This window comes from Microcystis sp. BLCC-F209 (genome assembly GCF_041928595.1).
Taxonomy (GTDB): domain Bacteria; phylum Cyanobacteriota; class Cyanobacteriia; order Cyanobacteriales; family Microcystaceae; genus Microcystis.
Genome location: NZ_JBHFLL010000077.1, coordinates 41,836 through 62,738 on the forward strand (window position 1 = coordinate 41,836; position 20,903 = coordinate 62,738).

The 20,903-nt window shown below is 41.1% G+C and carries 15 protein-coding genes; 9 read left to right on the forward strand and 6 right to left on the reverse strand.

The window, feature by feature from the left end:
- Window positions 1-15 precede the first annotated feature (15 nt).
- From ACE1AQ_RS04840 to ACE1AQ_RS04860, 5 genes are all read left to right on the forward strand, one after another.
- Window positions 16-1,218 carry a thioester reductase domain-containing protein gene (locus ACE1AQ_RS04840; protein ID WP_008199679.1) on the forward strand — a complete coding sequence of 401 codons (1,203 nt, stop codon included), beginning with the start codon at window positions 16-18 and terminating at the stop codon, window positions 1,216-1,218.
- A 55-nt stretch (window positions 1,219-1,273) separates the two neighbouring features.
- Window positions 1,274-3,286 carry an ABC transporter ATP-binding protein/permease gene (locus ACE1AQ_RS04845; RefSeq protein WP_106909807.1) on the forward strand — a complete coding sequence of 671 codons (2,013 nt, stop codon included), beginning with the start codon at window positions 1,274-1,276 and terminating at the stop codon, window positions 3,284-3,286.
- A 326-nt stretch (window positions 3,287-3,612) separates the two neighbouring features.
- Window positions 3,613-5,634 carry a phospholipase effector Tle1 domain-containing protein gene (locus tag ACE1AQ_RS04850; protein WP_008199684.1) on the forward strand — a complete coding sequence of 674 codons (2,022 nt, stop codon included), beginning with the start codon at window positions 3,613-3,615 and terminating at the stop codon, window positions 5,632-5,634.
- Between the two features lie 51 nt (window positions 5,635-5,685).
- The gene (locus ACE1AQ_RS04855) at window positions 5,686-6,147 is read left to right on the forward strand and encodes a hypothetical protein (RefSeq protein WP_110545636.1); all 462 of its coding nucleotides are present in this window, start codon (window positions 5,686-5,688) and stop codon (window positions 6,145-6,147) included.
- A 111-nt stretch (window positions 6,148-6,258) separates the two neighbouring features.
- A complete protein-coding gene (locus tag ACE1AQ_RS04860; RefSeq protein WP_106910062.1) occupies window positions 6,259-7,920 on the forward strand; it encodes a GUN4 domain-containing protein in 1,662 nt (553 codons plus the stop codon).
- 43 nt (window positions 7,921-7,963) lie between these two features.
- Here the strand turns inward: ACE1AQ_RS04860 and ACE1AQ_RS04865 are convergent, their stop codons facing one another.
- The 3 genes from ACE1AQ_RS04865 to ACE1AQ_RS04875 all read right to left on the reverse strand — a co-directional run bounded on the left by ACE1AQ_RS04865 (window position 7,964) and on the right by ACE1AQ_RS04875 (window position 9,643).
- Window positions 7,964-8,095: a hypothetical protein gene (locus ACE1AQ_RS04865; protein ID WP_255348749.1), complete on the reverse strand. Its 132-nt coding sequence runs from the start codon at window positions 8,093-8,095 to the stop codon at window positions 7,964-7,966.
- 114 nt (window positions 8,096-8,209) lie between these two features.
- Window positions 8,210-8,674 carry a helix-turn-helix domain-containing protein gene (locus tag ACE1AQ_RS04870; protein WP_008199691.1) on the reverse strand — a complete coding sequence of 155 codons (465 nt, stop codon included), beginning with the start codon at window positions 8,672-8,674 and terminating at the stop codon, window positions 8,210-8,212.
- 219 nt (window positions 8,675-8,893) lie between these two features.
- Window positions 8,894-9,643: an SIMPL domain-containing protein gene (locus ACE1AQ_RS04875; RefSeq protein WP_039899763.1), complete on the reverse strand. Its 750-nt coding sequence runs from the start codon at window positions 9,641-9,643 to the stop codon at window positions 8,894-8,896.
- Window positions 9,644-9,982: 339 nt separating this feature from the next.
- Here ACE1AQ_RS04875 and ACE1AQ_RS04880 point away from each other — a divergent pair, with 339 nt between their 5' ends.
- A complete protein-coding gene (locus tag ACE1AQ_RS04880; RefSeq protein WP_002737208.1) occupies window positions 9,983-10,105 on the forward strand; it encodes a hypothetical protein in 123 nt (40 codons plus the stop codon).
- Between the two features lie 24 nt (window positions 10,106-10,129).
- Window positions 10,130-11,770: an MBL fold metallo-hydrolase gene (locus ACE1AQ_RS04885; RefSeq protein WP_008202917.1), complete on the forward strand. Its 1,641-nt coding sequence runs from the start codon at window positions 10,130-10,132 to the stop codon at window positions 11,768-11,770.
- Between the two features lie 226 nt (window positions 11,771-11,996).
- Here the strand turns inward: ACE1AQ_RS04885 and glp are convergent, their stop codons facing one another.
- On the reverse strand, window positions 11,997-13,223 hold the full coding sequence (gene glp / locus ACE1AQ_RS04890; protein WP_008202919.1) for a gephyrin-like molybdotransferase Glp: 1,227 nt from the start codon (window positions 13,221-13,223) through the stop codon (window positions 11,997-11,999).
- An 11-nt stretch (window positions 13,224-13,234) separates the two neighbouring features.
- On the opposite strand from glp, the gene ACE1AQ_RS04895 reads away from it, so the two are divergent.
- Window positions 13,235-14,116, forward strand: coding sequence for a glutaminase (locus tag ACE1AQ_RS04895; RefSeq protein WP_149979279.1), 882 nt, complete (start codon window positions 13,235-13,237; stop codon window positions 14,114-14,116).
- 148 nt (window positions 14,117-14,264) lie between these two features.
- Here the strand turns inward: ACE1AQ_RS04895 and ACE1AQ_RS04900 are convergent, their stop codons facing one another.
- On the reverse strand, window positions 14,265-17,384 hold the full coding sequence (locus ACE1AQ_RS04900; protein ID WP_374807972.1) for a TIGR03032 family protein: 3,120 nt from the start codon (window positions 17,382-17,384) through the stop codon (window positions 14,265-14,267).
- A gap of 238 nt (window positions 17,385-17,622) precedes the next feature.
- On the opposite strand from ACE1AQ_RS04900, the gene tumA reads away from it, so the two are divergent.
- Window positions 17,623-17,853 (forward strand): antitoxin TumA, encoded by a 231-nt coding sequence (tumA, locus tag ACE1AQ_RS04905; protein WP_008202927.1) that lies wholly within the window; start codon window positions 17,623-17,625, stop codon window positions 17,851-17,853.
- Window positions 17,854-18,028: 175 nt separating this feature from the next.
- Here the strand turns inward: tumA and ACE1AQ_RS04910 are convergent.
- On the reverse strand, window positions 18,029-20,903 hold a 2,875-nt coding region (locus tag ACE1AQ_RS04910; protein WP_374807974.1), incomplete at its 5' end, for a beta strand repeat-containing protein.

Consider the following 20,903-nt stretch of genomic DNA (forward strand, 5'->3'; position numbering starts at 1 on the left):
ATGTCCTAGCAAATAATGAGCAATCAAGAATGTATTCCAGATTTAAAAACAGAGGCTATTCTTAATCCTGATATCAGTTTTGACAGTCCTCTCAAGGACAATTTTGACGAGCCAAAATCAATTTTTTTAACTGGTGCTACTGGATTTTTAGGGGCTTATTTGCTCAGGGAACTGCTCGATCAAACCACCGCTAATATCTATTGTTTAATTCGTTGTCATACTTTAGAAACTGGTAAACAGCGACTAAAAGAAAACCTCCAATCTTACCAACTTTGGCAGCAACATTTTGAGGCTCGTATTATCCCGATGCTTGGCGATTTGTCTCAACCATTGCTAGGTCTTTCTGAGAAAGAGTTTTGTCAATTAGCCAGCGAGATTGATGTTATTTATCATAACGGATCACAAAACGACCCGATCCCCCCTTACTATCAAATGAAAGCGGTTAATGTTCTGGGAACTCAAGAAATTCTTAAGTTAGCCGGACTAAGAAAAACTAAACCTGTTCATTTTATCTCGACACTGGCCATTTTTTTTAGTCAGGCTCATAGACAAGATACACCCATTAGAGAGACAGAATTTCCTCGATTTTCTCCCAGTTTAAATACGGGCTATAAACAAAGCAAATGGGTTGCTGAAGAATTAATACACCTAGCTCAAAAAAGAGGTTTGCCCGTCTCTATTTATCGACCTACAAGAATTATGGGTGACAGCAAAACTGGAATTTATCGAAAATCCAATAATTTCTTTTTTAGGTTTATTCAAATATGTATTAAATCAGAAAAATTTCCCACTTTTGATGTGGATATAAATATTATTCCCATGGACTATGCCAGTAAAGCTATTGTTTATCTCTCAAGGCAAAAGCAACTTTTAGGAAAAACCTTTCATTTAGTTAATCCTGAATCAATTTCATGGCAGAGACTTTTTGAACTAATTAATGCCTGTGGTTATGCCACTGAAGCGGTATCCGATAAAAATTGGTTAGTAATGGTTGAAAATTACCTTTTTGAGCGGGGAGGAGAAAAAGCCGTTAGTTCTTGGTTCCCAATTATTTTAAAATCAGCTAAAATGATTAGTCAGACAAAGCCTCGCTTCGATGCTTGTCAAACCATGGAAGGATTAGCCAGTAGCTCCATCGTTTGTCATCCTCTCGATTTATCCCTGATCTCTACTTATTTACTTGCTTGGAAAAAATATGAGACAAAAATGTTAAACTAGCAGAGGCTCAACTGCTGCCCGACTACCAATAGCGTCAACCCTTTTTTTTGAAAATATGTCAACCCAAGTTGCTGAAAATAAAAATGCACTTGCTTCTTTTAACCAATTTTTGAAAGATGTCAAGGCGATCACTCAACCTTACTGGTATCCGACCGAACCAGGAACAAGAAGCTTTCCCGCAGTAATTCGTGGCTGGGGAATGCTATTTTTGCTACTTTTTCTAATCCTCGGTCTAGTAGTCGTAACGCTTTTTAATAGTTTTGCTATTCGTCGCTTGATTGACGCAATTGTACAACAGGGAGACTATGCCAGATTTAATCAGGAATTGATCGCCTATGTGATTGGGCTGATCCTGGTGACACTGCTAGTCGGTTACAGTAAAAATATTTCCAAAAAAATTGCTTTGGATTGGTATGAATGGCTAAATGGTCAGGTTTTAACTAAATACTTCCATAAGCGTGCCTATTATAAAATTAATTTCAAATCTGATATTGATAATCCCGATCAACGCATTGCTCAAGAAATTGAACCGATCACCAGTAATGCTCTTAGCTTTTTCTCATCTTTTCTAGAAAAAAGCCTGAAGATGCTTGTCTTTTTAGTGGTGATTTGGACGATTTCTGAGCGGATTGCTATTCCGTTACTTATTTATACAGTCATCGGTAATTTTATCGCCCTTTATTTAAATCAAGAATTAATCAAGATCAATGAAAAGCAATTAGCTTCAAAAGCTGATTATAATTATGCGTTAACTCACGTTCGGAATCATGCTGAATCCATCGCTTTTTTTCGGGGGGAGAAAGAAGAATTAAATATCATTCAGCGAAGATTTAAAAAGGTATTAGAAGATACTCTCGATAAAATTGATTGGGAAAGAGGGAACGAACTGTTTGCTAGGGGCTATCAAGCCGCTATTCAAGTATTTCCCTTCTTAATTCTTGGACCTTTGTATATTAGAGGTGAGATCGATTATGGACAGGTGGAACAAGCTTCCACAGCCTGTTATATATTCGCTACTTCTTTGGGCGACCTGATCACTGAATTTGGCATTTCGGGACGATTTTCTAGTTATGTTGAACGTTTAAATGAATTTGCGACTGCCCTAGAAACCGTCACTCAACAACCGGAGAATATCAACACGATCAAAACTATAGAAGAAAATCATTTTGCCTTTGAGAAAGTCACTTTACAAACTCCCGACTATGAGCAGGTAATTGTCGAAGATCTATCTCTTTCTGTTCAACCCGGTGAAGGATTACTGATTGTTGGCCCTAGTGGCCGCGGCAAAAGTTCCCTCCTACGAGCGATCGCGGGTTTATGGAATTCCGGTACCGGACGTTTAATACGGCCACCCCTTGAAGAAATTCTCTTTTTACCCCAACGTCCCTACATTATCTTAGGAACCTTACGCGAACAACTGCTCTATCCTCAGACCGAGCGTCAGATAACTAATAGCGAAATTCAAGCAGTATTGCAACAAGTCAATTTACAAAACGCCCTAAGTCGGGTGGATGAATTTGACTCTGAAAAACCCTGGGAAAACATTCTCTCCCTAGGAGAACAACAACGTCTAGCCTTTGCTCGGCTCTTAGTTAATCCCCCCAGTTTTATCATTTTAGATGAAGCAACCAGCGCCCTAGATTTAGTCAACGAAAGGATTCTATATGAGCAATTAAAAGCTCGTAAGACAACTTTTATTAGTGTCGGTCATCGAGAAAGTCTCTTTAATTATCATCAATGGGTTCTAGAACTCTCGGCTAACTCTAGTTGGGAACTCTCGACCGTTGAGGATTATCGCCTTAAGAAAGCGCAAGAAATGTTTACTAATACCCCTAAGAACAATTCTGTAAAACCTGATATTACCATTAATCATGGGTCAGAATCTCCAGAAACAGATCAGTCTCTTGAGGGACTTTCTCATCAAGAGATGAAACTATTAACCGACTTATCGCTCTCTAGTGTTCGTAGTAAAGCTAGTCGCGGAAATTTGATCCTAGCCAAGGATGGTTTTACCTATCGTTATGACAAAAATCCTCAAATCTTAAAGTGGCTTAAAATCTCACCTTAAGCTCTCTGGCTGCAAAAGATTGATATAATCAGGCCAATAGCCGGACCGCGAATCGATCCCAGAACCTGGACAAACCCGCCAGCTGTCTGAGGATGCCAGCAATTTAATTGCCAGTTTCTACCAACAAGAATTGAGTAAGAATATAGGATGAGAGGCTATTGAAACTAAATTTTACGAAAACTTCTCACTTATATCGCTAGATGATTAAAATGTGGTAAGCTAGGCGGTAGGGTTCAGAAAGACCGCAACGGATAGGTCAGTCTCTTATTGGTCAGAGTCCCTGAACCCCTGATTACCTCTTTCTCCCCTGGGCAATTACAAAACCAATGGCTGAACAACGCTCTGTACTAAAATTTAATGGCATTGATGATCAGATGGAGCTATCCCGGGGATTTCTCGACATCGATCAAAGTATTACCATTACATTTTGGGCAAAAGGGGAAAATAATTTAGCTACAGAAACGACTCTTTTAGAAGCTGTTAATCAGGAAAATAACCGCGTCCTACATATTACTCTGCCCTGGGGTGATGCCGTGAAACCTGCGATTTTTTGGGATGCGGGTAATGAAGAAGGTTTCGATCGAATTGAAAAAAAAGTCAAGCTTAAGGATTATAATAACTGGACTCATTGGGCCTTTGTCAAAAATGCCGCCACAGGCCGAATGTTGATCTATCGCAATGGGATCATTTGGCATCGTGGCAACGGTCATAACCGGTCCTTAACCGGGATTGAAAAAATTATCTTGGGGGCCTCTGTTAATCCCGCTCATTATTGGCAAGGTTGTCTCGCTGAATTTTCTCTTTGGAATCAAGCACTTAGCCAAGAAGAAATCCAAAAAACGATGTATCAATCTCCCGGGGTTGATGACGTTGGCTTAGTCACTTATTTATCACTCAATGGCAGTGCTGAGGATCAAACAAGTTATGGTAATCATGGTGTTCTTTATGGGACAACCTGGCAACTAGATAGTCTTCCCTCTAAATCAACCTCGATCCCTAAATCAAAAACTCAGACTAGCAGTAAAGCTAGAAGGAATGCGAAAAGGATAACAATGGTCAACGAAATTTTTGACTCCCTTGAAGAAGAAGAAGCGATTGAACAGAATGCTCCAGCCGAACATCAAGAACCTTCCCCGGAAGAGAATCCAGAATCAACGATAATCACCGAAGAAGCTGCTCTTGCCAACAACGAGAGCAATGAAATTGAGGAGATTGCTGAAACGGCAATTTCTGAACCCGCTATAGTCACTAACTCAAGCCAGAAAAAACGGTTAATTGTTTGTTGTGATGGTTCTTGGGAAGACTCGGTCAGTGCTGATCCCACCAATGTGGTTAAATTCGCCACATCTATTAAGCATATTGCCGAGGATCAAACCCCCCAAATCATCTTTTTATCAGGTTATGGCGGCCCCGAAGACAACGAATTTATTAAAAATTTAGGGAATGAAACTTTTGGCTGCGGCCTCGATCGGATGATTCAAGATGCCTATCGTTTTCTTGTCCTTAACTATAATCCCACAAGCGAGGATGAAATTTATTTGTTAGGTTTTAGTCGAGGAGCATATATCGTTCGTTGTTTGGCCAGTTTTATCGATAAATGTGGAATCCTAAAACGCTCTAAGCTTCAAGCAATTCCCCAGGCTTATCAACTCTATCGGGACCACACCGTTAGTGCTGATAGTGCTAAAGCTCGACAATTCCGTGCCGCTAATGCTAAAAAAATTGAGACAGAAAAGGAAGATCTTCAAGAGCGTATTCCAGTTAAGATGTTAGGTTGTTGGGATACCGTGGGGGATTTTGGTATTCCCGATTTAACTCCTTGGTTTCCCCTGGCTAAGTTTTATCATAAAAAATATGAATTTAGTAACACAAAATTAAGTCCGATTATCCAGAATGCTTTTCAGGCTGTTGCCATTGATGAAAAACGTAAAAACTTCCCTTCGACTCCGATCAAAGCCAACCCCGAAAATCCCGAACAAGTTGTCAAAGAAGTTTTGTTTGTCGGTGAACATACCTGTCTAGGCGGTGGCAAAAAAGAATATCAAGGACTTGCCGATTACCCGTTACAATGGATGATTAATCAAGCCAAAAAATTGGGATTAGAGTTTAACTCAACCCTCCCTGAATCTGAGGAATTCCAAATTAAACTAGACCCCACCATCAAGTTCGATAATGCGGTTAAGGGATTGGCGGCATTGGGAGGGGAAGAATGGCGAACTTTCAATGGCAAAGTTGTCACCGTTCATCACAGTGTGGTAAAACGATTAAAGGCTTTTTCCGATTATCGTCCCAAAAGTCTTGAACCTTTTCTTCAAGCTTTACTTGACAGCGAGCAACAGACAGATTAACCTTGCTTTACAATTAAACTAATCCTTCGCTAAAAATTTGAGGTGATTTTTATGGAACTTGATAACATTATTAAAAAAGTTGCTGGTGCTTATTTAGCTTCGGCTATTATTGCTGTCATCGTGCTAATTCTCACCCTCGGACAACCCTTTGTCGTTTTTCTGGGTATCGGAGCGATGGGGTTGGTGACTGTCTTAGGAGATGCGATCGCCGAGTACGGAATTGAAGCGGTTCTCAATGCTTTTTACGCCGAGCGAAGTAAAAAAGAATCTCTGGAAACACTTTTGGCTGAAATTGATAGTTTACCTCTGACTGATGACTTGAAATTAAAAACCAAAAAACACTTAACCGAGCATCAAGAACAGACAGTAAAGCAGCCAGAAACGGTAACTGATCCAACTCCTGAAAGTCCTCAAACAGTTGTTATTGAAAATGAACCAGTTATTGAAAAGGAACCAGTTGTTGAAAATGAAACAGTTGTTGAAAATGGAACAGTTGTCGTTGAAAATGTTTAATTAGGGATTGCTCCCTCTTGCAATAGCTGGGGGAAGCGAATAATTATTGCTAAGTATTGAGAAATTTTTTGGTCTAAGATAGCTATGCTAAATAGGAACTCTCAACATCTGATGACCTATAAAAAGATTGCCATTTATGAGCAAAGCTATCAACTTCCTGTTTTTAAGAATAGATGCTTAAAAAATTTTCAGAAAATCATCAAGGAACGTCGGAAATTAATTCAGGAAGGAGTTCGCTACCATTACTATTTTGGTAAGATTATCAAACGAAAAGAAAAAATTACTCAACAGGAAATCTTGCTCGAGACTCAGTTATTAATTAAAGACTATAATTCATTAATTAATGGACTAGAACTCTATCAAGAAGGATATTATCGTTTTTTACTGCAACTCAGTGACAATCTAAAAATTTTATTTTCCCAAAAATATCAAGAATTAAAAATCTTAGACTACGAGAGAATAAAACTGGAAATTAAAAATAATAACAATCAAAATATTCTCGAGCAACTCAAGCTGGAAAAACAGGAAAATTTTCGGGCAATTTTGCTACTGGGAAAAACATCTTTTTTGATGTTGAAAAAAACTAAATTGCTAGGGGAAGGAGTTCAGAAATTAGCCGAGGATACTCAAAATCAGAAAAAAATTGTGCAAACAATTATCCAAGAACTCAAAATTTATGAGGAATTAAATCATTATCAACTCAGAGCTCAACGGGTTCGCCAAGAAATTGCTGATCTTGCCCAAAATGCGGTTAATTTTGAAAACTACTTACAGGACTATTTTGCTCCTTTTCAATTATTAATAGAAGAAGTTATTAAGGTGGATGAAGAATTTTATGCAACAGTGGGAGAAATTAAGTATTTAGTAGATAATATTTTTATACCTCAGCCTGATCTGTTAGAAACGTCAGATTCCGCCATGAATTCTGAGTTTTTGCTCAATTTCCTGGCGACTGGTTACGAGAAAGAAGCAAGGTTAAAAGATGCTTTGTCCTCTGGCCAAGTTAATGATTACTTATTCAATGAAAGTGAATGGTCAGCACAATTTATTTCCCTAGAAAAAACCATCAATAAATTATCTCATCATTTAGCAGAACAAGAGGCTTGTCAAAAAGACACTAGGCCAAAAACTCCCCCGGCAATAGTTGTTTCTCAATTCACTCAAAACAGTCTTGACAAATCTTCTAGTTCTAAAAATCCCCAGACTTCCCCAAATATCTTAACTCAAGAATCGGCGGATATTGATTATAATCAATTACAAGATTTGCTAAGAAAGCAACAGTGGCAAGCCGCTGATCGCCAAACGACCAAACTACTATTGAAAATTTTGGGTAAGACCTACTGGAATGAGGTTTATCCTCAAGATATTGCTCAATTACCTTGTTCGGAACTGAAAAAAATTGATCAACTTTGGCTCCATTATAGTAACGGTCATTTCGGTTTTAGTATTCAGCAAGCTATTTTCTCTAGTCTCGGTGGTTTAGTGGATTATGAAACTCAAAAGAAACTTGGCGAGCGCCTAGGTTGGCGGCAGCAGGGTCAATGGCTCAATTATGAGCAACTAAACTTTCAATTAGATCCGAATTCTCCCCTCGGTCATTTACCCGTTCATTGGCTGATTTTTGAAGAAAATCTTTGTTCCCCATCTGGGGAGGTTTCTGACCATCAAAACTCCTTGGCTTTCTGGAGGGTTGGCAATTGGTTATTGTGGCAACTTCACCTCGTTTTAAACAAAATTCAAGCCTGTGGAATTATTCCTCTGTCTGACTTTTAATGCCAAATCCTGTTTTGAAAAGCTGATAACAATCAATCATAAGTCATTGTTCTTCCCTTTCTTCCATCGTTTCAAAATGCTCATTAACCAGGGATTCATCTACTAGAGACCACAACCTCTCGGCTGGCTGTAATTCTGGCGAATCAGCACAGTAGAAAATCGAGCATGATTCCATCGGCAACTTACAGTTTTTAACTTCTCTCTGAGCATTGGGAAATTTATGTCTTAATATTAAAATTTTACTGGTAAATTCTGCTTAAATTTTTCTGGTTTAACTGGGGTTAGCTTTTTATGTTTTGGCCTCGGTTTTTGACAAGAATAACCGCACTTTTTTTAAGTAATCCCATCCCCTTTGATTCCAAACTTTTTCTCGTCCCGTTTCCTTTTCTATCCATCTAGCCACCTTCGGACCTGTCCAGATTCCTCCATCGGCAGGACGTTTTTTCAGTTCTTCTTTTAATTTTTGCAACTGTTCTTCCTTCAATAAAGGTTCTTTTCCTCTCCGATGTTCCACACTTTTTTTCTTGAGATTTGTAACTCCTTCTTCTCCTAATTCATTATATCTTTTGAGAATTCTAAAACTATATTGATAATCTAATCCCACAGCTACTGCCGCATTTTTGATTGTCCATCCTAAGGATATTTTCCACAATAAGTGCCATCTTCTTGTTTCCACTGAGTCTTGACTACTTCTGTATCTATCTTTCAGTTCCTCTGAACTTAGATGTTCAGCTAAGTAAGCTTTCTTCGGCATTTTATCTCCTGGTTTTTATTTACCCTATTATAACAGGATTTAGCATCAGACGGTAAACGTGCCAAAGGAAGCGTCAAAAGCGCAAAATCTGCGAGATTAGTCTTGGAAACCCTAATCTCAGCCAAGCGGATTGGCCTAGTTCCCATTGCTCTCATCGTCAAGTCTAGCTCTAGCACAGAGGCTTCCCTGCCTAGACAGCAGTAAGGATTGTGTTGTAATTCACTCGATCCCGAACGTCACCGAAACCACCGCAGTAATATCTTTGTCGATCGAGGAAGTGTCGTAAATTCCCGAATCGCTCACGTCAGTGGAATTGCGCGAGGTGATCTGAAAAACTCCCGTTTTCGCATCGCGCACCCTTCCCACCCGACTGCCGGTACTACCGGCGATCGCTTCGGCTCTCGCTCTTGCGTCCTTGGTCGCTGCCGCCACCATTTCCACCCGCAGCTTATCCAGTTGGGTGTAAAGGTATTGGGGGGGTTCGGAGACGAGGTTAATTCCCTCCTCGATCAATTCCGTTACCTGCCTAGAAAGTTCCGTATAACGGGTCACATCGCCTGCTCGAATCTCGAAGCGTTGGGTGAGGCGATAGGCGAGAATTTGCCCGGTCTCCTGGCCGTTAGTCGTTACTTCGGGAATCGGCATCGTCTCGATCGCATTGGTGGTGATTGCGTCGTCGGGAACTTGTTTTTCTTTGAGATAAGCTCGTATCCGCTCGGTTTGCATGGTCAGATCGCGGTAGGCGTCGCGGGCAGTCGGTTGTTGACTGGAAACCGACAAACGCCAAAGAAGATAATCGGATGTGATCGCCCTTTTTGCCGAACCGGTCACGACAAAAACATCGCTGGCCCGTTTCACTGCTAAGAGGGAGCGCGCCGCTATCCACGAACTCAAGACGAGAGCGATCGATAGCACCGATAAACCCGCGAATACCTGCGGGAAACGTCGGAATATAGAACTGTCTTTCATCATCACCCCTCCTGGAAATTCAACGTTTCTATCCTATGCTAGTAGCGAGCGCGTTGAAATTATTATTTACAAAAATCAATTTTTCTCGCATCAGGTTGATGCGCTTTGACAGCGGAGATGATTCAGTCCCTCGTCTCAAATAAATGGTCTATTTACAGATTTTATGCAATTTAATCCTTGTTTTTACCGTTTTTGAACCCTCAAAAATTAATTATGCAAGAGGTTTGATTATGAAAAGAGGTAGAGCGCCCAGGGACAAATTCAAAACCTAGCTGCTAACAACCGAAAAAGTTGGGTTAGTATGAGGGGAGATACCCTCTGAGGAGTTGCACTAATTATATGGACATCAAATTAATCCTGTTGGCATTAACGGCTGTATTCACCGTCTCTTGTCTCTTTTTCGGCACCCGCAACGGTTTTTACGATAGCGATAACTACGATGGCAATGGTTCGGCTCACTAACCAGTCATCATAATCAGGGTTGCCATGGTTCAACGCTCTACTGCTGTCTGGGGGTCAAAATCCCTTTTATCCTGTTTACCTTTTGGTGTCGGTCACGCGTCGGAAGGGGTTTGTCTCCTCCTGAAAATCGGTCCCTATCGCCTACTTTTAGATTGCGGTTTGGCCGATATGCAACCCCTGACCCAAAACAAAAAACCACCCGTGGATCTGGTGTTCTGTAGTCATGCCCACAGCGATCACATCCGTGGGTTAATGGCTCTCCATCAGACCTATCCCCAATTGCCAGTTTATGCCAGCGAGGTGACAGTACAACTGCTGCCCCTACAATGGCCCGATTCTGTCGAGGAAATCGGCAGTTTCTGTCAGGGTTGGCCATGGCGATCGCCGATCACTCTCTTCGATGATCTCACCGTCGAGATTTTTCCGGCCGGCCACCTACCTGGGGCTGCTGTAGTTCTCTTCACCTACAAAACCCCCAAACGCACCTATAAGGTCCTCTATACCGGCGATTTTTCCCTATCTAATTTTCAACTGGTGGAAGGATTATCGATCGATCTGCTGCGGGGAATATCCCCCGATGTACTGATTATTGAAGGCAGTTACGGCACAGAGCGCCATCCCCACCGACGACAGCAGGAAAAACAGTTGATGAATCGCATCTATCATGCGATCGCCGAGGGGCAAAATGTCCTACTACCCGTCCCCGCTTTGGGATTGGGTCAGGAAATTTTAAAATTACTGCGATCGCACCACCAATTCACGGGCCGCGACATTGATATCTGGGTTGGGGGCAAGATCGCTAAAGCTTGCGATGCCTACCTAGAAATCTTGCCACAATTTCCTGCCTCTGTGCAAAATTTTGCCAAACATCAGCCCTTATTTTGGGATGAGCGCATCTGTCCCCGGTTGCGAAGATTGCCAGAAAAACCGACACCTCTAGGGGGAACCACTCCGATCATTTTACTAATCGATCGCCTAGAGGAGGTGAGTAAATATCTGCAAGGGGATAAACCTTGGTTAATGTTAGCTCCCCAACACCTGCACGATATCAACCTGGAGAATCCCCGATTAAAAGCGGCACAGCGTTCGGGATTAATTAGCCAAGAAACCTATCTACTGGCCGAACATAGCGATAGTCGCAACACCACCCAACTAATCCATAACCTGCGACCGCAGCATATCATGTTCGTCCATGGCTCGCCCCTATATCTAGCGGATTTGACCAGTTTAGAAGAATTACAAAGCCGTTATCAACTCCATTCTCCGGCCGTGGGAACCCTGGTGGAATTGCCTATTGGCGATCGCTTTTTGCAACCGACACCCCCGGCCCCCAGTCACTATGAGGGAGAATTAAATGAATCGGATTCGATCATCACTATCACCTTACCAGAGCCGATCACCCGGGATCCCCGGTGGAGTAATTTCGCCGATACGGGACTGGTGGAAGCGCGCTGGCAAGGGGAAGAATTATTATTGCGGGGAGTCTCCCAACGGGAATTATTAAGCGAGATTCCCAATCGCACCACCAAAGCTTTAGAGGAGATGGATTGCTGTCGTGTCTGTGTCCACTACAAAAGTCAGCGCTGTTGGAATCCCGCTTCTCCTCTCTACGGTTTTAAAGTGGTTGCCGAAGGCTATTGTCCCGTTTTTGAGGCCAATATATAGTTAGGGTCTGCTGAAAAAGTTTGGGGGTTAGGAGTCGGTATTCGGGAGTCAGTATTCTTGGACTTCCTCCATACAGAAATACTAAAAAATTAAATTTTAACCCAGGCTCTCCAAGACTTTTAGCCCTAGCTAGTATAATTCCCCAGCTGCTGTTCTTCGACCTGATTCTTGCCGAGAAGGAGATCAAGTCAAAAAAAGAACCCTTGCCAAAATCTGAAACTGGCTCTCAAAGGGTAAGTGCAGTCATAACTTCTACTGTTTCTCCCGCTTGTATGGTAGTTTTACCCTGGGGAATTATGGCTAAAGCATTAGTACCCGCTAAATTAATTAAATTAGCCGAATTGTGTTGTCCGGGAGCAAGTTGAAATTGATAAACTCCCTCGATAATTTCTATTTTTCCCCAGAGATAAACTTCTCTTTGTCCCTTAGATTTGAGAGTATCGCGGGTGACAACTCGCAGAAATTTGTTCTGATAATCTGTCAATCCCGATAATTTTTTAATGGCCATTTGTACGAAGCGCCAACAGCAAACTAAAGCAGAGACGGGATTACCGGGGATACCAAAGTAAATACAACCGTTAGGAAAAGTAGCAAAGGTTAAGGGTTTACCCGGTTGAATAGCAACGCTGCCAATCAGAATTTCTCCCCCTAATTCCCCTAAAATTCCCTCGATATAATCGTAATCTCCCACAGAAACGCCTCCAGTGGAAAGGACGATAGCACTAGAATTAATGGCTTTTTTGATAGTTTCTCTGAGAAGATCAGGATTATCTTTTATTATACCTAAAGGCCTGGGAATTGCCCCTAAACTGGCGACAAATGCCGTTAAAGCATAGCGATTCGAGTCAATAATTTGACCTTTTTGTAGGGTTTCATCGGGATTAATTAATTCATCTCCCGTGGAGAAAATTGCCACTTGGGGACGGGAAAAAACTGTCAATTCGGTAGCTTGTGCCGTGGCTAAAACCGCCATTTCTGGGGAATTAAGGGCAATACCGGCTTTTAATAGGGTATTTCCCGCTCGATAGAATGTGCCGCGTTGACGCACGAAAAGACCTATTTTTTCGGGAGGGATAAGAATCGCCACTCGCTCCCCTTGTTTTTGAGTATTTTCCTGCATAATAATCGTATCACTGCCGGCGGGTAACATCGCTCCGGTAAATATTCGCGCTGTTTCTCCCGGTTGAATAATTTTTTCGGGGACTTTGCCGGCGGGAATTTCGGCGATAATCTTTAAAGTAACGGGATTTTCTGGGTTAGTGTCTTTGACATCTTCGTAGCGGACAGCATAGCCATCCATAGCGGAATTATCCCAATAGGGAAAGTCTAAATCACTGCTGATATCTTCGGCTAAAATGCGCCCAAAAGCTGCCCCTAGAGAAACTTTTTCGGTTGGGTGTTGGGGTTGAATTTGAGTTAAGATTATAGATTCTGCTTCTTTGACTGAGTACATGGATTAAAAAAATGAACCGATTAGCTAGATTAAGGGTGGAAGATATACAAGCTTGGCTCGGGGAAGTGCATTTATCGGATAGGAAGGGTCAGACTCCCTATTATATACCGGTTTTGAAGCAAGTTAATCCTGAGGTTTTCGCTCTCCAGATTCACTGTCTTGAGGGGGAGATTTTGTCTTGGGGAGATGAAACTGTAACTTTTCCTTTGATGAGTGTGATTAAACCTTTTTTGTTATTATATCTTTTAACTCATTTAGGGGAAGATGCTGTTTTTCGTCGCGTGGGAAAACAAGCTTCTAGTTATCCTTTTAATTCCTTAACTCAACTGCAAGAGGATCGAGGTTTTCCCCGTAATCCTATGATTAATAGTGGTGCGATCTCATTGGCGGATTTATTAGCAGGAGAAACGCCAGAATCTCGCTGTAAAAATTTGCTTTTATGGTTAAATGAAATGGGTAATTGTCAATTATTTATTGATCGCTCTGTCCTTGATTCTGTCCACTCCTATCCTAATACCCACAATCAGGCTTTAAGCTTAGAATTAGAAAAAAATGGTTATATCAGTCATCGTTATTTAGCTCTAGAAACCTACAATCAAATCTGTTGTTTATCTGGAAAAATTGCCGATCTTGCTAATTTAGGTAAGTTGATTTTAGCTGCTCCTTTTGGCGAAATTATTCTAGAAATTATGACTAATTGTGGACTCTATGAAGCTTCCCAACAATTCGCCCTTGAGGTAGGGTTTCCCACTAAATCGGGAGTTAGTGGAGCTTTGTTATCAATTGTACCAAAACAGGGAGCGATCGCTTGTTATAGTCCCCTGTTAAATGAGCAAGGTAATTCAATTTTAGGACTTAATTTATTAACACACATAAGTCATTTTGTCAAGTAAATTTAATCTATGAAAATAAGCTTTAATTCCTCAAAAAAATACCGATACTTTTTCTGATTTTTCTGGTCAAGTACCGTGAAACCCCGGAGGGATAAAGTTCATTTTGTCAAGGATTGTTAAGATGCGCTTACCCTGATAATTCCAGTGATCAATTGGCTATCCTGATCATCTCTGGTGATTTTCCCGCAGCATAAATATCCCACATTGTCCGATAAGCTTTTTCTAAATTGCGGGTAAAACGAAGGGTATCAAATAACGGATAAGTCAGACGATTTTGTGCTAGTTTCTGTTTAATTTCGTGCAATTTATCAGGAGATTTTGCTAAATTAATCGCTAAATTTTTATACTCCTCTAAATTCTTAGTAATTAATTCAGGTAGGCCAATAGCTGTCAGTAAACTAGCACCAACACGGGAAGGAAAAGTCTCCTCCAAACAAGTTATAATCGGTAAACCTGCCCATAAAGCATCACTCCCAGTAGTATGAGCATTATAGTATAAAGTATCAAGAAATAAATCAGCTAGTTGATGCCGCGCCAAATGTTCCGACTTAGGTTCGAGATGGGCAAAAATTAAGCGATCGCCCTCAATTCCTCGCGCTTGTGCTTCCCGACGTAGATTTGCTTCAGCTTCAGCTACTCTCGAAAATAACCATAATACACTACCTGGAACATTGGCCAGAATTTCCATCCAGACAGTGAATATTTGCGGCTCAATTTTATAGGTATGGTTGAAACAACAAAAGACAAAACCCGATTCAGGAAGACCATACTGGGAACGAGTAACCGGTTTAGATGATATGATTTGTTGATAATCATTAGCCTGATAACTATCTGGTAAAATTACCAATTTTTCAGTAAAATTATCAGCAGATTCCGGTGGGGTAACTATGGCATCACCAATAATATAGTCGATAAAATCTGCTCCCATTGTCCCCGGATAAACCAAATAATTAACTTGAATCGGTGCCGGTTTTAAAGCCAATATTTGCGTCCGCGCTTTATCAATATATCCCATCAAATCAACTAAAATATGCACCCCATCATCAAAAATCCGTTGTGCAGATTCCGTAATTGATAAAGTAGCAATATCATAAAAGCGATCGCAATCATTGGCAATGCGACGACGATACTCACTACCATCATCAGGACCATAGGAATAGGCAATTATTTCAAAGTTATTGCGATCATGTAAACCAAAGACACTTTGCATCAAATGACTGGTAGGATGATTACGAAAATCATGGCATAAATAACCTATTTTTAATCGTCCAGATCGGGTGCGTGAATGGTTAAAGTTGAGGGGTTTAGTCCCTAAGGCTAATTGTCTTTTAATCTCTTGAGCATAGTTACAAGCTACTTTCAACTGTTGACTAGCAGACCAAGGTTTATATAAGGTATCAAAGGGAGTTACTGCGCTAGATTTTCCCTCTTGTAACTGTTTTTTGGTTAATTGCCAAAGTTGAATTAAATCAGCTTCTCTTGTCTCCCAATTACAAGTCATTTCCTTCATAGAAAATAAGCAAGCGAAAGCCTCTGGGGAATTAGGTTGAATAGCTAAAGCTTGCTTAAATACGCTCATAGCTGCTTCTACTTTGTCCTGTCTTCCTAATGCTAAAGCCAAACTATTATAAGCTTTAATATACTTAGGATTAAGTTTAATTGCTGTTTGAAAATAAGCGATCGCTTCTTCAATTTTTCCCTGTAGTTGTAACACATTGCCTAAATTCAAGCGTGCCTCTGGATAATTAGGGTTTTTCCTGATTGCTTCTTGAAAATTGACCGCAGCATCCCCTAACTTATCCTGCATTTGTAAGACTAAACCTAAATTATTCTCAGCAAAAGCATAGTTTTGATTGCTACGAATAGCTTGGTTAAAGCAAATAATAGCCTCGTCTAAATTTCCCTTGCTAACTGCTATTATTCCTAAATTATTGTGAGTTTCTGCATAATTAGGGTTAATAAGTAAAGCTTGTTTATAAGCTAAAATAGCCTGATCAATTTGTCCTAAACTATCCATAATTACCCCCAACTGATGCCAAGCGGCTGCATATTGGGGAGATTGATTAATTAATTGTTGATAGAGAGCGATCGCTTCTTCAAGCTTAACCTGTTTTTGCAAGGTGTATGCTTGCTGATAAAGGGTATCTGCTGGCGAAGTATCAGGCTGATTATTTGCTAGATTTCCTCCAACTAAAGGAGAAATAGGATCAAGAGTAATAATTTTACTGATGTCATCATTTTGAAATCCTAAAGCTTGGGGACGTTTAACTCCTTCTAAGACTTGTATATCATAAAGTTCAGTCACTTCACCTTCTAAGCGTATCCAGTGAACAACTTCACCTGTTTTCAAGTCAATAATTAGCAGACCACAGCGAGGATCTGCTTCTTTAGCCATTAAATTATCATCTAAGATTAACCCCGAAAAAGTCTTATCTACCCCACGATTTTTAGATAATCCAACAATGGCATAATTTCCGACAAATGCTAAACCACGCAGAAAACCAGGACAAAAAGTAACAGGCTCAAAAATGCCTTTGTCTTGATCAATATAACCAAAGTAACCCGTACCCGCATTTAATAACCATAACTTACCCTGATAAAATCGGGGAGAATGAGGCATAGATAAACCAGTAGCAATCACTTCATTAGACTGAATATCAATGACACAACCGCCAGTTTGTCTTCTGTCTCTCCACCCATCCACCACATCTGATTGACTACAAGCGGTAACATAACGCGCCTTCCCATCTACCAAAGCTAAACCATTGAGATGACAACGATCTTCATTGACTAAAGCGGAAATAAACGACGGTTTCCATAGAGGAATGCAACTATGGCGATCGCTGACTGTTGCCAGACAATTTAACATGGTACTGATAAATATAATTCTTTTAGATAGATTTTCTATTGCCAAATCGTGAATATCTAAATCCCCAGTAGTATAACTAATGCGGGGGATATAAAGTTTATCGTAACCATCATAAAGTTGTTCGGATAATAGCACATTATCTAGTTGCCAGATTTGATAGCGGGAACTAAGATAAATCCTTTCTGGGGTAGCATATAAACCCATGGCGCGGTCAAATATACGCTCAAATCCGGACATCCCCCTTTGAGGGTTAACTCCTAAAAACATCAGTCGAGAACTTTGATAGGTAGTAAAAGCCAGACTAATCTGCTGAGACTCTAACCAATCGATGAAGTTACGGGAAGCAATTATCTCTACGGGAATAGATTGATTAGTATTGGGAGTTGATTGATTAATCATAACCACAAAGACACAAAGATTAGTCAGTAGGGTGTGAAGCGCGATAGCATAACGCACCAATTTAATGATAGAGGTGGTGCGTTACGGCGGCTTGTTAATTTTGGTTTTTTGACGGAATTGATAGCCGCAAATACGCACCCTACACCTAAATTAGGTGTGTCAGTCCACTACGATTTATGTTTTTGTTTGAGTGCGATCGTTTATAATCAAAATATCATTATTTTGGGGTAAAAGAAAAATGCGTAAACAGACCATTCAATATACATCATCTTTAGATGCTTTGATTGCTGTTGCCAAGCGACTTAGCGTTTATGAGAACCAACATAAAATGGATTCCGAAGATTTTTATAACCAATACAATCAGGGAACATTATCAGATCATATAATATTTATAGAATGGGCAAACGATTATCTTCATTACCTTGCTTTGCGTCAAGAATTAGAACAAATATTAAATCATGCTGCTTAAACTTTTATCTGATTACCTCAATCAAGTAGAGCAAGCAATTATGCAGTCAGTAGGGTGTGAAGCGCGATAGCGTAACGCACCAATTTAATAATAGAGGTGGTGCGTTACGGCGGCTTGTTAATTTTGGTTTTTTGACGGAATTGATAGCCGCCTAACGCACCCTACGCCTACTTAATTAAACAAAGAAATTACCCACTGTAATGCTCCCTAAAGCAGGTAAAGTACCAGTAAATCCAGTGATATTTATTAATAAATCATTGCTGGATTGGAAGCCAGCCGTGCTATCATTAATAACGAGGTAAGTTCCAGCTATCGCACCGCTTGTTACTTGCACTAAGGCGGCACTATTAACCGCTAATTCTTGATTACCTGTAGTGGCTCCATTGGCATCAGTAAATACCTGATTGATTAAATTCTGTAAAGTGGTGACAGTGCTATCAGCAGCGCGACTGAAACTACTAGGCGCATTCATGGCGAGTCCGCCTTGAGTTAATAAGTCAATTTTATCACTATTGATGGCAAAATCCGTAATTTGATCGCTTGCTGCTATGGTAGATTGGCCAAATTGGAAGATGAAGATATCTGCACCTAAACCACCTACCAAAGTATCAATTCCGGCTGCCCCATTGAGGGTATTATTACCACTATTACCAGTAATAATATTGTTGCTATTGTTACCTGTACCGTTAATATTGCTAGTATCAATTAGTGTGAGGTTTTCTATATCCGGGTAGTCAAGTAAAGTCCGATTATCACTGCTTTTCAAAGTATCAGTAATGATAACTTCTGCCTGCCCTCCCTCAGGATTAATGATAGCATTAGTCGGATTAGACAAGGTTACTTTAAAGGCTTCATCAGGTTCATTGAGGTCATCATTGAGTATGGGAATTTCAATAGTAGCAGCAGAAGTATTAGCGCGAATTTCCAGATTTCCGGTTGTGCTAGTGTAATCTAACCCGGCGGTAGCGTTAACGGGTGTAGTAGTATAGTTGACGGCAATTGGATGTAAACTGGGAGTTTCGACTATGACGGTGAGAATTGCCTTAGTATAATTTTGATCTTTGACAATATCTTTACCTTCTACAACAGTGATAATGATGCTGCTTATAGATATTTGGGAAAACTCGTCATTAGTAATCGTTCCCGTTGCAGTTCTCGTCGTCCCGATTAGATAACCAGTCCCAGAAGCAACAGTTAATACGACGTTTTCATCCAGTTCAATAACAGAATCCGTCATCGGGTCTATTATTACTGTCGCAGTATCAGAACCAGCAGCGAAGGTGACAGTATTATTAGTCCCAGTGCGAGTGTAGTCGGTATTGAGAGTAGCAGTCCCTCCGAGGGTGTAATTGACTGTTAAAGCATTACTGGTTACTCCAGTACGGGTGAAGGTATAAACGAGATTACCTGTCCCGTCTTCAGTAACACTTGCAGGAGAGACAGCAATAGTGATACTGGGAGTGTTATCATTATCTTTAATTGTTCCCGTTGCAGTTTTCGTCGTACCTACTGTATAACCAGTCCCAGAAGCAACAGTTAATATGACGGTTTCATCCAGTTCACCGATGGTGTCAGCCTTGGGAGCAACAGTTACTGTCGCAGTATCAGAACCAGCAGCGAAGGTGACAGTATTGTTAGTTCCGGTGCGAGTGTAGTCGGTATTGAGAATAGCAGTCCCCCCGACCGTGTAATTGACTGTCAACGCATCAGTTGTTGGTCCAGTACGGGTGAAGGTATAAACTAAGTTGGTTGTCCCGTCTTCGTTAACAATGGTGGTAACGATGGGAGTATTATCATCATCATCATCAACAGCAAGAGTAATACTAGGGACATCGTTATCCTTAATTGTTCCCGTCACTGCGGTGGTCGTACCCACTGTATAACCGGTCTCAGAAGTAAGAGTTAAAGCGACGGTTTCATCCGGTTCAATAATGGTGTCAGGAGTGGGGAGGACGATTAAGGTGGCAGTCGCTAAATTCGCCGCAAATATGATACCTGTAGGAAGAGGATTGTAATCAGTTCCATTAGTTGCTGTCCCACCAATACTGTAGTTAACCGTTAAAGGATTTGTTGTCGGACCTGTACGAGTGAAAGTGTAGATTAATAATTCGGTTCTCCCGTCTTCGATAACACTACTGGGAGAAACCTCAAGAGTAATATAAGGAAGACTTTCATCGGCTTTAATCGTCCCCGTCACTGCGGTGGTCGTACCTACTCTATAACCGGTCCCAGAAGTAAGAGTTAAAGCGACGGTTTCATCCGGTTCAGCAGTTGTGTCAGCAGTGGGGTCAACCGTTACGGTAGCAGTCGCTGAACCAGCAGCAAAGGTGACAGTATTGTTAGTCCCAGTACGGGTGTAGTCGGTATTGAGAGTAGCTGTTCCTCCGAGGGTGTAATTGACTGTTAAAGCATTACTGGTTACTCCGGTACGGGTGAAGGTATAAACGAGATTACCTGTCCCGTCTTCAGTAACGCTTGCGGGAGAAACTGCTAAGGTGACATTGGTATCATCATTGGTAATTGTCCCGGTAACTGCGGTGGTCGTACCTACCGTATAACCTGTCCCCGCAGCGATGGTTAAAATGACAGTTTCATCTGGTTCAACTGTTGTATCAGCAGTCGGATTTACAGTTACGGTCGCAGTAGTAGCATTAGCTGCGAAATTCACTGTCCCTGTTGTACTGGTATAACTGGCTGCACCAGTTTGAGTGTAATCTGTGCTAAAAGTAGCTGTTCCCCCAACTGTATAGTTAGCGGTTAAGGCGCTGGTAGTAGAACCGGTACGAGTGAAGGTATAAACTAGATTTGTTGTCCCATCTTCTGTCACACTACTGGGAGCAACCGCAAGGGTGATACTGGGAGTGACAGGACTATTCGTAATTGTCCCGGTAACTGCGGTAGTTGTCCCAACTGTATAACCTGTCCCAGAAGCAAGAGTTAAAGCAACAGTTTCATCACTTTCTACTGTTGTATCAGCAGTGGGGTCAACTGTTACAGTAGCAGTGGATGAACCAGCAGCAAAGGTGACACTGGTGGGAATAGAAGCGTAA